The following is a 15,645-nucleotide window of genomic DNA, read 5'->3' as shown; positions in this document are numbered from 1 at the left end:
TGTACCAGATTCGTTAACAGTTAATCATTTTTCCGTTAAGATTTACCCTAAGGGGTTCGCCTTTAAGCAAACTCACCCTGGTTTCATTGTCAGAGATGGATATATGCAGAATTCTGCCCCTGAAATTTATATTGAATGATAGTTTTTTCCATTGTTTCGGAAGGTTAGGAGTGAAGCATAGTATACCATCTCTCACCCGCATTCCTCCGAATCCGAGTACTATTGACATCCATGTTCCTCCCATGCTTGTTATGTGCAGGCCTTCGCATACCTCACGATTATAGTCGTCGAGGTCAAGGCGCGATGTCCTCAGGTATAATTCGTATGCCCTTTCCACATCACCTATCCTGTTGGCAAGTATGGAATGAATACAGGGAGAAAGCGATGACTCATGAACCGTACGTGATTCATAAAACAGATAATTCCTGCGGATCTCATCAGTGGTGAATTCATCCTCAAAACAGAACATTCCCTGAAGTACGTCGGCTTGCTTGATAAATACAGACCTCAGGATCCGGTCCCACGACCAGTGCTGGTTTATCGGCCGTTCTGATGGTAACAGGTCAGAAACCACAAGTTGTTCCTTATCCATGTATCCCTCCTGCTGAAGAATAATGCCTTCTTCCTGGAGAACCGGGTAAAACATATTCTGAATGACATCCTGCCAGACAGGAATTTCTGAATCCGGAACCAGGTTTGTTTTATCGATGATGGCATTATACCGGTCAGGATACTCGTTTTTTACAAAATCAAGCGATTCAATAGTGTATTTCAATGTCCAGGCAGCCATTTTATTGGTATACCAGTTGTTATTCACGTTATTCTCATATTCGTTCGGTCCGGTAACACCCAGTATTACGTATTTTCCTCTGGTACCTGATTTGTTGACCCGTTGTTTCCAGAATCTTGAAAGTGCAATTAGTACTTCAAGCCCATATTCGGCTAGATATTTTCTGTCGCCCGTGTAGTTAATGTAATTGTAAATAGCATAAGCAATGGCTCCATTCCTGTGAATTTCTTCAAAAGTTATTTCCCATTCATTATGACATTCCTCTCCGTTCATTGTAACCATGGGATATAGTGCGGCTCCATGGCTGAATCCCAACTTCGCGGCATTATCAATGGCTTTCTGCAGGTGTTTATACCTGTATTTCAATAAGTTTCTGACTACATCCGGAGGTTCGGTACTGAGATAAAAGGGAATTAGGAATGCTTCGGTATCCCAGTAAGTACTTCCGCCATATTTTTCGCCGGTAAATCCTTTTGGGCCGATGTTCAGTTTTTCATCTTTGCCTGTATATGTCTGGTTTAGATGGAAGATGGTAAACCGAATGGCTTGCTGGGCTGCGGGATCACCTTCTATTATAATGTCGCTTCGCATCCAGTGTTCTTCCCATAGCAAAATATGCTCGTTCATGAGCAAATCAAAACCCTTATTTACTGCTTTGTCAACCGACAGATGGCTCATGGTTGCGATATTACCAGGCTCATAGTTCAGTGAATCGAGCACTGAAACATATTTAAACAGTGTCAATTCACCTCCGGCAGCGAGTGTTGCTTTATACCGGAATCCCACAAAACCGGGTTTGTCAATTGACTCTGGAGCAGATTCAACCCGGGTACCATTAATCAAGAGGTTAGCAAGCATGGAATAGCATACTTCAAATCCGGATTTCCGGGTTCTTGCTCTGAGGAAGGCATGGCCGTTATGGATACCAGAATCAAACACATCCCAGAATTTCTCATCATAATTGGCATCACGGTTCATGATGTTGCCATCAAGATAAGGTACAAGGGTAATTTCTCCAGTAAAATTCAAAGCCTTGACTTTGTAACGGATAGAGCCTATTTCATCATCATGCATACTCAGGAATCTCCGGGCATGAACTTCAAGTTTCTTGCCTGATTTCAGTTCAGCCTTAAAGGATCGATCAAGGTAGCCATGTTTCATATTTAATTCCCTGCGAAAGTCTGAAATACGGCACAGATTCAGGTCCAGTTCCTCATCATCTGCTAAAACCGAGATACCTATCCAGTTAGGTGCGTTGGCCACCTTGGCGAAATACTCCGGATAGCCGTTTTTCCACCATCCTACACGGGTTTTATCGGGATAATATACCCCTGCAATGTATGTGCCTTGTAAACTTTTTCCTGAATATTTCTCTTCAAAATTGGCTCTTTGTCCCATGTGCCCGTTTCCGAGACTGAATATGCTCTCGGAATCTTCCTGGCGGAGAGGATCAAGGCCCTCTTCAATGATGCTCCACTCATCAATTCTATAATAATTCTTCATAAGACCTCCACAATCGTTTTCTCAGTCACCTTTGCGGAACTTGTCCCGATAAATCGGCTTTGCTCAGTATGAACGCTCAGCATGACAATTCCCTATTGAAAATTTAAATCCTTCAAGTGCAAACCTTCGAAGCCGGGAAAAACAAGATCTGCGTTTTTCAATAGATCTGCCGACCCTATCCCCACGCTTTTCATTCCTGCATTTTGTGCTGCTTTGATACCTGCCACAGCATCTTCAAACACAATGCATTGTTCATTTGGTACATCCAGCATGCTGGCGCCCAGTGTAAAAACCTCCGGATCCGGTTTTGCCCTGTTAACCAGGTTGCCATCGACAATGACATCAAAATACCGGGTAATGTCTGTTTTATTAAGAATAAGCTGCGCATTTTTGCTGGCAGATCCCAATCCGGTTTTTATTTTCTGATTCTTTATTTCTTCAAGAAAATCCCTGACACCCGTCAGCACATCCTGCGGTGTCATCTGCTCTATGTATTGCAGGTATACTTCATTCTTTTCCTTTGCATAGAAAGCCTTCTGTTCATTTGATAATTTTATGTTCCCGATCTCAAGAAGTATTTCAAGTGAATCCATCCGGCTGATTCCTTTTAATCGTTCGTTGTCGTGTTCTGTGAACTCAAAACCCAGCTTATCGGCAAGTTTCTTCCATGCCAGGTAATGAAAACGGGCAGTATCAACGAGTACCCCATCAAGATCAAATAAACAGGCTTTTATATCCATCTTATTTTTTTTCATCTTTGACAAAAGTGACAAGCAAACCTGCAAGTATCATCGAGAAGCCTCCTGTAATAAGCACGTAAATACTCTCGCCATGAAAAAGGTACCTGAGCATGAATCCTAGTAAGGTTCCGGCTAAAATCTGCGGAATGACAATAAAAAAATTAAATATGCCCATATACACTCCCATTTTGCTTTGAGGCAGGGCGCCCGTAAGGATGGCATAAGGCATAGCCAGGATACTGGCCCAGGCTAAACCGACACCAATCATGGAATACACCATCTGTTGAGGGTCAGTGATCACATAAAGTGAAAGCAGGCCAATTCCGCCCATAAAGAGGGCAATCATATGAGTGGTTTTGCGACTGGTTAATTTGGCAAGTCGTGGCAGCAGGAATATTCCAAGGATTGCAGCAAAAAGGTTATACCAGCCGAACATTCCGCCGACCCAGTTTGCTCCTTTATTATAGATTTCCGAGGTTGTATCGGTTGTATGATAAAGGTGGCTTGTTATGGCCGGTGTGGTATAAATCCACATTGAAAAAAGGGCAAACCAGGTAAAAAACTGCACGATGGCAAGTTGAGTCATGGTTTTTGGCATCCTGTAAAGATCAGTAATGACACTTACAAGCCCTGATTGATTTCTTCCTTTTCTGATCAGCATGGCAGTTATTAACTGGAGCAAACCAAAGACCAGGAATCCGCCGGCAAGTATGTATAATTCTTTTTCAAGTTTAAAATATTGAATGGGATAAGCCAGTAAAAGACCTACTACCGACCAGATAATGCCCCTTCGCAAATATTTAATAACCGGTTCTGTTTCAGTGAGCTCTTTTCGGGCTATATCCGTTTCAGTTTCATAATTCTTCAATTCTTCAGGGGAGTATTCCCTGGTTGTAAAAACTGTCCATAAAACTGCGGCAAGAAATACAATGCCACCCAGGTAAAAGGAATAGATTACAGTTGGTGGAAGTCCCGTTTCCGATGTGTTTTGGATGTGAAACCAGTTATCAAAAACGTACGGTAGCCATGAAGCTATGAAGGCACCGATTCCAATGAAAAAGCTTTGCATTGTGAATCCAATTGTACGCTGTTCATCAGGAAGCATATCGCCGACAAAAGCTCTGAAAGGTTCCATTGATATATTAATGGATGCATCCATGATCCAGAGCATTCCTGCGGCAAACCACAATGCGGGTGAATTCGGCATGATCAACAGCGCCAGAGAAGCCAGGATGGCGCCGGTAAGAAAATAGGGACGGCGTCGTCCGAGGCGGTTCCAGGTATGATCGCTCAGGTAACCGATTATCGGTTGCATGATAAGTCCGGTAACAGGGGCTGCCAGCCAGAAGATAGCCAGTCTGTCGGGTTCTGCACCAAGAGATCCGAAGATGCGGCTGACATTTGCGTTTTGCAATCCGAAGCCGAATTGAATGCCGAAAAATCCGAAACTCATATTCCAGATTTGCCAGAAACTTAATTTTGGTTTTTTCATGATGTAAGTTTTATTTACAGGAAGGTACTTAAAATAAAAATCCCTGCCTGTAATGCAACAGAATCAGAGATTAATAAAGATTGTTTGATATTCGGGAAATATCAATACAAATTTAATACACAAATTTTCATTTGCAACTAATTGATAGATAAATTTTTACAAAAATATTAAAAAGTATCTGAACCATCAGATTTCAAACGTTTGCGCTTTACCTAAGAACACTCTTGAAGGGTCCTTATTTCTTCTTAAACTCCTATCAGGTATGATCTCGGTGATGAGGTAACACCCTTCAAGAGTCCCGATTTCTTCTGAAATTCATACCAGGTATGTTCTCTGAGATGGACGGGTACCCTTCAAGGGTGGGTGTGGAGGATTTTGAAATTCTCAAGGTCGTTGAAAACACGAATTATTTCGGGTACATCCAGGGGAATTTTGGGGGCGGAATTTTCAGTGAAATAATCCAAATAGGATGAATACAACCATTTGTCAGGAGAGGGAACTAACTTAGCTTCAACAGGATTGTTGTGGATGTAACAAATAAGCCGTCTCAAATCGTCGTCGGTATTCATTGGCTTACGTTTGAAATTGCCAACGAATAGGCTTCCCATTCTTGAATACCGATGATTGTACTTCTGGACATAACCGTTCAAAAAATGGGAAAGACTTCTATAAATTATGGATTCGACAAGTTCCAATTTTACGCGGGTCGATTTCTTAAAAAGTTCATCAATACCTTTTATCTTAATACAAAAATGAAAGTGATTTGACATAAGACAATATGCAATAGTTTCTGCTACGGGTATGACATGCTGAATATACCTGACAATGAATTCTGAATAATCATTGTCACTCCTGAACAATTTTTCATCACCAATTGTATGATTAAATACATGGTAATACTTATCGGGTTCGAGAAGAACTTTTGTTGCCATAACTTAGATTTATAGGGTTTATAACTGACTCTTCTCAATTGGTACTTAAAATCCCCAACCACAAAAAATCCTGCAATAAATCTTTTAAATCTTTTTTGTTGAATCCCTTATAACCAGCTCTGTCTTAACTACTTCAGTTAACGGTTTTGCCGAATTTATCTGTTCGTTTATCCTTTTTATGAGGATTTCGGATGCTTTCTTTCCGATTTCAAAACCATGCTGGCTTACGGTGGTGAGCAATGGATCAGTAACTGATGAAACCAAACCGTCAGTGAATCCGACTATAGAAACATCTTCCGGAACTTTGAATCCCAAAGTCTTAAGCGCATTAAGGGTACCAACGGCCGTCATATCATTCACTGTGAATATAGCATCAGGGGGAACCGGCTTGCTCATGATCTGTCTTGTAACAGCAAATGCATCTTCATATTCATCACAAATTACGATCATATCATCATCCACTTTCAATCCATTCTTTTCCAAAGCCGTTATGTATCCTCTTTTCCTTAAATAACTAATTTGCAAATGCTGAGGTCCGGCAAAGTGGGCAATTCTTTTACATCCGGTTTTAACCAGGTAATCCACTGCATTATATGCCCCTTCGAAATCATCTACGATAACCCTGTCGGTCTCAATTTCATCACAAGCCCTGTCGAAAAATACAAGTGGAATGTTATTTTCAATGATCTGCCTGATATGACCGAATTTTTTGGTTCCCTTAGCCACAGAGATCAAAACACCGTCGGCCCTGCTGCTTAAAATAGACTGAATAATTCGTACCTCACGGTCATAACTTTCATTGGATTGAAAAAACATTACGTTATATCCTTCTGCAACAGCCGCTTCATCAATTCCTGAAATAACTGAAGAAAAGAAATGATGTACAATCTCAGGTATAATAACCCCGATAATGTTACTACGCTGACTTCTCAAACTTAATGCTATGGCATTGGGCTTATATTTCATCCGCTCCACAGTCTCATGCACCAGCTTTCTCGTGCTTGCACTGATATCCGGATGATCTTTTAATGCACGGGAAACAGTAGAAACCGAAACCCCTAATTCCCTGGCAACATCTTTTATGGTTACCTGATGAGTTTTCATTGAATCTTGAAAGTATTTGTAATTATAGTCATAAAAAAAACCATAAGCAAACGTTTGCGGAAACGTTTGCGCAGATTTTACCGCAAATTGAACTTGTTTTCTTTTGGTTAACCGAACATATCCGCGACATTTGATGAAGCAATAAAAATCAGATTAATAAAGATTTGGCTTGCTGATCTTCGGGAAAATACGGCTGCTGCCGACAATAACGCAAACTAATACATTAACTAAAAATCACAGGAATGAAGCTACGAGCTTTTATTTTTTCGAAAGCATTGCTGTTTGTCCTTCTTATGCTTCCTGTTTTGACTTTTGCGCAAAACGGTAAGGTATCGGGCAAAGTTCTGGATGCTGCCAATAATGAACCTCTTCCGGGAGTTAATATTCAAATTGAAGGTACAACTCAGGGAACCACCACGGATGTCAACGGATACTATGAGCTTACAGTGAAAGGTCCTGAAACTGTTCTCATTTTTTCATTCATAGGTTATAACCCGCAAAAGATTCAGGTGGGTCAGAAAAGTGTTATTGATGTCAGATTAAGCAGTGACGTCACGTCACTTGAAGAAATTATTGTTATCGGTTATGGCACTCAAAAGAAAGTTGACAAGACCGGTGCAGTATCCCATATTGCCGCAGATGAACTGGGCCAGGGTGTATTAACGGATCCTGTTCAAGGAATACAAGGCAAAATTGCAGGCGTACTTGTTTCCAAGAAAGGTGGTGACCCGAACTCGGGCTTCACTATTCGTATCAGGGGCGCTGCCGGATTTTCCTCAGATACCCAGCCTCTGTATGTAATTGACGGCGTACCGAATGCCGACCCAACCACAATTGCTCCTGAAGACATCGAGAGTTATTCGGTGCTCAAGGATGCAGCATCAGCTGCTATTTACGGGTCACAGGGTTCAAATGGGGTTATTATCATCACAACCAAAAAAGGAAGTGCAGGAAAAGGTACATTACAGCTTAATATTAAGGTATCCGCAGACAGGGTTGCCAAAAAACTGGATCTGCTGAGTGCTTCGGATATTAGAAAATACGTTGATGAATATAATCTTGACTTTTCTGATGGCGGTGCCAATACCGACTGGCAGGACGAGATTTACCGCACAGGCCTTACCCAGAACTACAACCTGAGCTACTCGGGGGGAACTGAAAATTCTAACTATTTTGCTTCTATTACCCATTCCGATTGGCAGGGTGTTATGAAAGGAACTGAAAAGAAACGTACAATCGGCAAGGTAAACCTGACCCATATGGCTCTTGATAACCGGCTTACCTTATCAGGCAGTATTTCAGGATCTTTTGAGGATAATGACTATGAAAATTACGGCGGTTTCAATAAGGATGATATCATTTACCAGGCCATTTCTCATAATCCGACTGATCCCGTAAGAGATACCACAGGCAACTACTATAAAACTATCCGGGCTTTCAATTATGAAAATCCTCTTGCTGTGATTAACGGAGTTGATAATATCCGTACAGCAAAAAGTTTCTTTGGCACTTTTAAAGCAGATATGCAGATTTTCAAGGATCTTATTGGGTCAATTAACTTTGGTTATACCCTTGATGACAGAGAAAGCTCATACTTCAGGCCAAAAGGAAAAATTTATGCCACAGCCGACAATGGATTTGGCAGGAAATCTTTCGACAAAGAGCAACAAAAGCTTATGGAAATAACCGGTACTTATACAAAGTCCATCGGATCACATAACTTTAACCTGATGGGGGGATATTCTTGGCAGCAGACAAACTATAACGGATTTTATGCCCAGGCTGAAAACCCTCAGTCTGACTTCATACGATATAACAACCTGAGTTCATTTATTGATATAACAAGCGCGAGTATAGATTCCTGGGCTGGTGAATCCACATTGATCGGCTTTTTTGGCAGGCTTCAATACAACTACAACAATAAGTATTACCTGGCCGGATCTTTACGCCGAGACGGTTCATCAAGGTTTGGGGTAAATAATAAATGGGGCTGGTTTCCAACAGTTTCTGCTGGCTGGAATATTGATAGGGAAGGCTTTATGCAAAACTTTACAGTAATTAACCAGTTAAAATTAAGAGCCAGCTATGGTGTATCAGGAAATCAAAAAATCGGCGATTATCACAGTCAGGTGGTCTTTGAACCTACCGGCACAGCTATTGATCCTGAAACAGGACAGATGGTCACAACTTTCGGGCCAGCCTGGAATGCTAATCCTGACCTGAAATGGGAAAGAACTTCAGAAATTAATATCGGTCTTGACTTCGCCGCACTTAGAAATCGTATCAGCGGTACCTTAGAGGTTTACAGCAAAACAACTGATGATCTCCTCGATGCTTATCCAGTTCCGGTACCTCCGAATCTGGCACCTACCACCTGGGCGAATTCAGGAAGTATGAGAAACCGGGGTATTGAAGTATTTTTACAGGCTTTTGCGGTTGACCGAGGTAATTTCAAATGGAAAACTTCAATCAACGTAAGTCACTTTAAAACTATCAATACGGATCTTGGCGGCTTTATTGTTACAAATGAAAGGAAAAACGGATACCTGTCAGGAAGGGGACTTATAGGCGATCTTAACTACGTTACGGGAAATATTGAAGGAGAAGAGCTGGGATCATTCTATCTTCCCAAATATATGGGATTATCATCCGACGGTTATTTCCTTTATGAATCCACATCAGGAGGCGTTACCCGTGAACTTACAAGTGCCAGGAGGTATCTTGCAGGAAGTCCTGCTCCGGATATTGAAATTGGCTGGTCGAATACGATTACCTTCCTGAAAAATTTTGATCTGGATTTTTCATTCCGCTCCATCATTGGCAATGATGTATACAATGCAACCCGTATGTTTTTTGATTATCCTGGCTTATTACCAAGTCTGAATGCTACTCCTGAAGCACTTGACTGGAAAAAGCAGGGCAGAACCCAGGGACCTGCAATTGCCGATATCTATGTTGAGGATGGCTCATTTGTTCGCCTGGACTATGTTTCTTTAAGCTACAATCTGACTCCCAAATCAGGTGCAGTTAAAAATATAAAACTCAGCGTTTCCTCCAATAACCTGTTCATCATCACAGGATATTCCGGAGTGGATCCTGAAACCAGCTATGAAGGACTGGCTTTCGGTATCGATCAGTACAATGTCTATCCCAAAACCAGAACCTTAACTGTAGGCTTAACAGCAACTTTCTAAATCAACAGATATGAAAACGTATATAATCATTTTATTCTCAATACTATTTTTTGGTTGGGGATGTACCAATGTCGATGAACAATTATATGATCGTTTGCCCGAAAATGTATATCCCGAAAGTGAAGCACAGGTTGCCAGTATGGCGGTTGATGCCTATAAACAAATGCAGCCGCTTGCTGATGACGGTGGATGGTGGTTCTGGGCTCAGGAAGTAACATCAGACGAACTTGTTTTTCCAACTCGTGATGCCGACTGGGATGACGGTGGAAAATGGAGGGTCATGTATCAGCATACCTGGAATAATGACGTGGAAGGTGTCAACAGAATGTGGGAAAAACTCTTTGCCGGAGTTACCAGAAGTAACCAGATCATCGATATGCTCAAAAAACTTCCTCAGTCAGACGCCATTAACCAGAAAATCAAGGAAGTGGAAGTCATACGATCCTTTTATTATTACCTGCTAATGGACAATTATGGGGATGTACCTTACCTCTCATCTTTCAGTAATGCCCCTGAACAACCTTATAAAACTCCAAGAGCTGCGATATTTGATAGTTTAACCACATGTCTTGAGGCGAACTATCCGTCACTGAAAGCTATTAACAGCAAATATCTGGCTACCCGTTATATGGCCTTTGCTCTTTTAAGCAAGCTTTATCTCAATGCCAAGGTATATACCGGGATACCTCAATGGGAAAAAGCAGGACAATACGCTGACAGTATAATTAATTCTGATGTTTTTACTCTTGATCCGAGTGTAAGCGGACCTTTTGTAACAGAAAACCAGGATAATCCAGAAATCATATTCTCGATAGCTTATGACGAGGATGATTACCAGGGATTCAGAATCCACATGAGAACTTTACATTACCAGTCGAACCTCACCTATGATATGACAGTCGGTCCATGGAACGGATGCGCGGTTACCTATCAGCATTTTCAGACTTATGAAGACAATGATCTAAGGAAGAAAGCATATTTCCTTTATGGACCACAGTTTACCAGCGGAGGGCAACCAATCATTGAATCAGTAACAGGAGCACCTCTAAACCTTAACCCTGTGATTCCTGCCGTACGTATGGATGCTACCTTCACTCCGGCCCAAATCAGGACCACCGGTGCAAGAATCGGAAAATATGAGATTAAAAAAGGAGCGAAAGAAAACCTGAGCAACGATTTTCCTTTGTTCCGCCTCACCGATTTTTACCTTGTAAAGGCAGAAGTTGAAATCCGGCTTGGACATGACGGTGATGAATGGATCAACCCCATTCGAACCAGGGCGGGCGTTTCTCCTTTTACAAATGCAACACTTGCTGATGTGCTTGCTGAGAGAGGACGTGAAATGTTTGCCGAAGGTCATCGGCGCCAGGACCTCATCCGTTTTGGTGAATTTACAAAAAGCTGGTGGGGCAAGGGTGACGCTCAGGGTGGTAAATCCGGGGATCCGTCTGTTGAAACCTTCCCGATTCCAAAATGGGCAACTGATGCAAATCCAAACCTGCTTGAAAATGCACAATAATTCCTTAATCTAATTACTTAAAATTAATACCATGAAGAGAAACTTTTTTAAAACTTTAGTGAAGCTTTCCTTGCTTGCACTGTCATTCCTGGTGATTTTCACCTCCTGCAAGAAAGATGATGATGATGGTGGAAATCCCCCTGTTCTCGTAGAGGACGGCTTTTATGTAACCGGTGCCGGAACAGCCCTCACTGATCTTGACAGCAAAGGTATGATGAAGGTTGCCAAGAATGAGGTTACCCAGACTGCCAGGCCTCAATTACTCGAATTGTACATTGCTGTTAAAGGTGGTGCAGATGGCTTTAGCATTGTTGAAGTATCAGGCGAGACCAAGACTACTTATGGTCCCGGCGCTGATTTTGCAGTTGTTCCTGAGGCAGAAAGACTTACAGACGAACCTAAGGTTGATTTCTGGCGTGGTTCTTACACGGCTACCGAAACCAAATTTACAGTTCCTTCCGATGGCCTTTATCATGTTGTTATTGACACTGAACTTGAAATGGTAATTATAGCTCCGGTTCAATGGGGTATAATCGGCGGCGCCACACCAACCGGCTGGAGTAGCAGCACTCCTCTTACTCAGGGCGCTTTTAACCTGAATACAATCACTTTTGAAGCGCCTGAAGTAGTTCTTCTTGAAAACGAATACAAATTCCGCTATTCAGATGGATGGAAGATTTCGTTGGACGAAGCATATAATAATGGAACTGCAACTGCCGGCCTTAGAGTTAATACCAATTTTGGCGGTGCTGTGAATGCCCTTGTACCTGGTGGTGCAAACATTGCTAACGCAACTTATGCTGTATATAAAGTAACCATGACCTGGTCACTTGAAAACGGAACAACGGCAGCTGTCACATATGTAAAGGATGGCGACCCCCTGCCGGAGTATCCCGCACAACTTTTCATGGTAGGTAGCGCTGTTGACACAGCTGATACCGATGATAACGGTACACCCGACGGTTGGCAGTGGGAACTCACCAACCAGGAAATGGTTCCTGTTCACAGCCATCCTGAAATGTTCTGGAAAATCGTTTGGCTTTATGAAGGTCAGGCCATGAAATTCGCCCCCGGTCGCGAATGGGTAGGTGATTTCGGTAAAGACGGTGATGCAACCGATGGCGTATTTGCAAAAGGTTCAACAGATGTTCCTGTTCCAGGTGCTTCCGGATACTATATAGTTGTAGTCGACCTGGCTAACGAAACCATCGAGGTTAACCCTGCCAAGGTATATGGAATCGGTGATGCATTTGGCAGTTGGGATGCCGGTGTTGAGGCTAACCTTTTCACCGTTGACAATACTGCAGGAGTGATCAAATTTGAAAATATTCCGGCAAACGGAAACCTGAGAATGTACGCAAAAGGCAGTACACTTGCAGCCGACTGGTGGCAGGCAGAATTCAATATTATTGACGGAAATATCGAATACAGGGGTACCGGTGGAGACCAGACAGCTGTTCCAGTAACTGCTGGTCAGACAGTTACACTCAATTTCAAAGAAGGAACCGGTACAATTGAATAGTAGTATTAGGGGTTTTATCATCTAAAATGTTTTTGGATTAACCCCGCCTGATGGCGGGGTTATCCTTTTAAAAATAACACCATGAAAAAATTCATTATTCCCATCTTATTATTGTTAGTTCCTGTCTTCGGATTTACGCAGGTTATTACTACTGAACCCTTCCTGCCAACAGACAACGAACCTGTAATTATTAAATTTCATGCATCACAGGGCGACAAGGGCTTAATGAATTACAGCAGCGATGATGTTTATGCACATACCGGTGTGATCACAGATAAAAGCACTTCTCCGGGTGATTGGAAATATGTCAAGGCCGACTGGACTGTAAATACTGCTTTATGCAAACTTACCAAAACTGCCGCCAATGAATACGAGCTGGCCATTACACCCGGTATCAGGCAATTCTATGGTGTACCTGCAAATGAAAAAATCATTCAGATCGCATTTGTTTTCAGGAACTCAACAGCATCAAAAACCGGACGCGATGTGGCAGGAGCAGATATCTTTAAAAATGTTTATGAAGCTGGTCTGCAAACATCTTTTGTCCAGCCGGACAACCGCTTTAGCTTTGTCGGTGAGGATCACTTACTGCATATCAGTGCAGCCAGCAGAGAATCTGATTCTATGTTCTTATACCTGGAAAACAGCCTGGTACATAAAACTGCATCTTCTTTAATAGATACTATTATCCAGATCGGGGATTCTGTGCGTCATCAGATGGTTGTCATTGCAAAAAATACTAATCAAACCACATCGGATACTTTATGGTTTTTGAAACCGGGTGCTACAATTTCAAAAACTATACAACAGGGAATCACGGAAGGTATTTCTTATCCATCAGTTGATTCTGCAGTTTTCTGTATTTATGCCCCAGGAAAAAACAGAATATACCTCATAGGAGACTTTAATGACTGGTTACCTGACAGCAAATGGCAACTGAAAAAAGATGGTGACCGTTTCTGGATTAAAGTCGGCGATCTTACTCCCGGTAAAGAATATAGCTTTCAATACCTGATTGATGAACAGATTAGAATTGCCGATCCGTATTCTGAGAAGATTCTTGACCCTGTCTTTGATAAATACATCCCTGAATCTGTATATCCTGGATTACTCAAGTACCCTGAAGGCAAAACAACACAGATTACCGGTGTCATTCAACCCGGGAAAGAAAATTTCAATTGGATATCAACATCCTATGAACCGCCTCAGTCATCAAATCTTACTATCTACGAGTTACTTATTCGCGATTTTGTTTCCACTCATGATATCAAAGATGTGAAAACAAAACTTGATTATCTTCAGAATCTTGGAATCAACGCTATTGAGCTTATGCCTTTCAGCGAATTTGAAGGCGATACGAGCTGGGGTTATAATCCTTCTTTTTACTTTGCACCCGATAAATTTTATGGTCGGGATGTTGATTTCAAAGATTTTATCCAGGAGTGCCATAATCGGGGCATAGCTGTTATTATGGACATTGTGTTAAATCATTCATATGGTCAGAGTCCCCTGGTAAGAATGTACTATAATTCAGCAACAGGAAAACCGGCCTCTGACAATCCCTGGTATAATGTCAACAGTCCCAATTCAACATACAACTGGGGCTTTGATTTTAATCACGAATCTTCTGCTACGAAATATTTTGTCGATCGGGTAATCGAATACTGGCTTAATGAATACAAAGTCGACGGATTCAGGTTCGATTTCACAAAGGGCTTTACCAATACACCCGGTGATGGAAGCGCTTATGATGCTTCAAGAATCAATAACCTCAAAAGGATTTACGATAAAATCAAATCAGTTAATCATAATGCCTATATGATCTGTGAGCACTTTGCACCGAATAACGAAGAACAGATTCTGTCTTCATACGGTATGCTGTTATGGGGAAATATTAATTACAACTATAATGAGGCTACAATGGGTTATCTTGCAAATTCAAGCCTTTCATGGGCGTCCTATCAGGCACGCAACTGGTCATATCCTGGACTTGTAAGTTATATGGAAAGCCATGATGAAGAACGACTCATGTACAAAAACCTAAAGTACGGAAACCAGGAAGGCAATTATAATATCAAAGATCGGTCCACTGCACTTAAAAGAATGGAACTTGCCGGTGCTTTCTTTTTCACAATCCCAGGCCCGAAAATGATTTGGCAATTCGGTGAGCTTGGCTATGATTTTTCAATTGATTATAATGGGAGAGTGGGAGTGAAGCCCATACATTGGGATTATATGAATGATCCGGATCGAATGCATTTATACCTGGTTTGGTCAAAACTCATCGACCTTAGAAACAAATACCCCGTGTTCAGAACAGATGATTATACCATGACAACTGGCAATAATATTTCTGCAAAAAAAATTATCCTCAGGGATCCTGAAGGCGATGCTATTGTAATCGGCAACTTCGGTGTTTCAGAGACAGAAATCACTCCGGCATTTACCCAAACCGGATGGTGGCACGATGTAATGAAAGGTGATTCTGTAAATATCACAGATGTCACAATGTCGGTTACGCTGGCTCCGGGTGAATACCGTATCTACACAATGGAAAAAATGGAATCCGTTATTAATGGGAGTGATGATAACGTAAATGAACCAGTAAAAGTTTTTCCAAATCCTGCAAGGAAGTATCTATATTTAAAAAGTGAAGCTGGTTATGGAAAAGCAGATATCTATACCATTACAGGTAAAAGGGTTCTTACACTTTCAACTGTTCCGGAAGACGGGAGTATTGATATTTCAGGTCTTTCTTCGGGATTGTATATCCTGAAAGTAATTTCGGGAGATAAAACATATACCACTAAGTTTGTTAAATCATCCTACTAAAACAACGATGACAGGAT

General features: G+C 41.7%; 9 protein-coding genes. 4 read left to right on the top strand and 5 right to left on the bottom strand.

From position 1 onward, the window contains the following. Positions 1–13: 13 nt before the first annotated feature. From VK179_03450 to VK179_03430, 5 genes are all read right to left on the bottom strand, one after another. On the bottom strand, positions 14–2,293 hold the full coding sequence (locus VK179_03450) for a family 65 glycosyl hydrolase domain-containing protein (GenBank protein ID HLO57769.1): 2,280 nt from the start codon (positions 2,291–2,293) through the stop codon (positions 14–16). Between the two features lie 92 nt (positions 2,294–2,385). Next, positions 2,386–3,048, bottom strand: coding sequence for a beta-phosphoglucomutase (gene pgmB / locus VK179_03445; protein ID HLO57768.1), 663 nt, complete (start codon positions 3,046–3,048; stop codon positions 2,386–2,388). Then, on the bottom strand, positions 3,035–4,525 hold the full coding sequence (locus VK179_03440; GenBank protein HLO57767.1) for an MFS transporter: 1,491 nt from the start codon (positions 4,523–4,525) through the stop codon (positions 3,035–3,037). The genes pgmB and VK179_03440 overlap by 14 nt, the downstream gene beginning before the upstream one ends. A gap of 353 nt (positions 4,526–4,878) precedes the next feature. After that, entirely contained in the window at positions 4,879–5,457 is a 579-nt protein-coding gene (locus tag VK179_03435; GenBank protein ID HLO57766.1) for a hypothetical protein, read from the bottom strand. An 84-nt stretch (positions 5,458–5,541) separates the two neighbouring features. Beyond that, complete coding sequence (locus tag VK179_03430; GenBank protein ID HLO57765.1) at positions 5,542–6,561, bottom strand: LacI family DNA-binding transcriptional regulator; 1,020 nt, start codon at positions 6,559–6,561, stop codon at positions 5,542–5,544. A 242-nt stretch (positions 6,562–6,803) separates the two neighbouring features. Between VK179_03430 and VK179_03425 the strand changes: the two genes are divergently transcribed. The 4 genes from VK179_03425 (at position 6,804) to VK179_03410 (ending at position 15,628) form a co-directional block, all read left to right on the top strand. After that, positions 6,804–9,755, top strand: coding sequence for a SusC/RagA family TonB-linked outer membrane protein (locus tag VK179_03425; protein ID HLO57764.1), 2,952 nt, complete (start codon positions 6,804–6,806; stop codon positions 9,753–9,755). A 10-nt stretch (positions 9,756–9,765) separates the two neighbouring features. Then, positions 9,766–11,274: a RagB/SusD family nutrient uptake outer membrane protein gene (locus VK179_03420; GenBank protein ID HLO57763.1), complete on the top strand. Its 1,509-nt coding sequence runs from the start codon at positions 9,766–9,768 to the stop codon at positions 11,272–11,274. A gap of 31 nt (positions 11,275–11,305) precedes the next feature. Beyond that, positions 11,306–12,796 carry a SusF/SusE family outer membrane protein gene (locus VK179_03415; GenBank protein ID HLO57762.1) on the top strand — a complete coding sequence of 497 codons (1,491 nt, stop codon included), beginning with the start codon at positions 11,306–11,308 and terminating at the stop codon, positions 12,794–12,796. 81 nt (positions 12,797–12,877) lie between these two features. Next, positions 12,878–15,628, top strand: a complete 2,751-nt coding sequence (locus VK179_03410) for an alpha-amylase family glycosyl hydrolase (GenBank protein ID HLO57761.1) — start codon at positions 12,878–12,880, stop codon at positions 15,626–15,628. Positions 15,629–15,645: the final 17 nt, after the last annotated feature.

It is taken from the genome of Bacteroidales bacterium (genome assembly GCA_035299085.1).
Lineage (GTDB): Bacteria > Bacteroidota > Bacteroidia > Bacteroidales > UBA10428 > UBA5072.
This window is presented reverse-complemented; position numbering and strand designations above follow the sequence as displayed.

What these genes read in the sequence shown, in the direction of transcription:
- VK179_03450 (HLO57769.1), bottom strand. Translation starts at nt 2,293, where the DNA reads ATGAAGAATTATTATAGAATTGATGAGTGGAGCATCATTGAAGAGGGC.
- pgmB (HLO57768.1), bottom strand. Translation starts at nt 3,048, where the DNA reads ATGAAAAAAAATAAGATGGATATAAAAGCCTGTTTATTTGATCTTGAT.
- VK179_03440 (HLO57767.1), bottom strand. Translation starts at nt 4,525, where the DNA reads ATGAAAAAACCAAAATTAAGTTTCTGGCAAATCTGGAATATGAGTTTC.
- VK179_03435 (HLO57766.1), bottom strand. Translation starts at nt 5,457, where the DNA reads ATGGCAACAAAAGTTCTTCTCGAACCCGATAAGTATTACCATGTATTT.
- VK179_03430 (HLO57765.1), bottom strand. Translation starts at nt 6,561, where the DNA reads ATGAAAACTCATCAGGTAACCATAAAAGATGTTGCCAGGGAATTAGGG.
- VK179_03425 (HLO57764.1), top strand. Translation starts at nt 6,804, where the DNA reads ATGAAGCTACGAGCTTTTATTTTTTCGAAAGCATTGCTGTTTGTCCTT.
- VK179_03420 (HLO57763.1), top strand. Translation starts at nt 9,766, where the DNA reads ATGAAAACGTATATAATCATTTTATTCTCAATACTATTTTTTGGTTGG.
- VK179_03415 (HLO57762.1), top strand. Translation starts at nt 11,306, where the DNA reads ATGAAGAGAAACTTTTTTAAAACTTTAGTGAAGCTTTCCTTGCTTGCA.
- VK179_03410 (HLO57761.1), top strand. Translation starts at nt 12,878, where the DNA reads ATGAAAAAATTCATTATTCCCATCTTATTATTGTTAGTTCCTGTCTTC.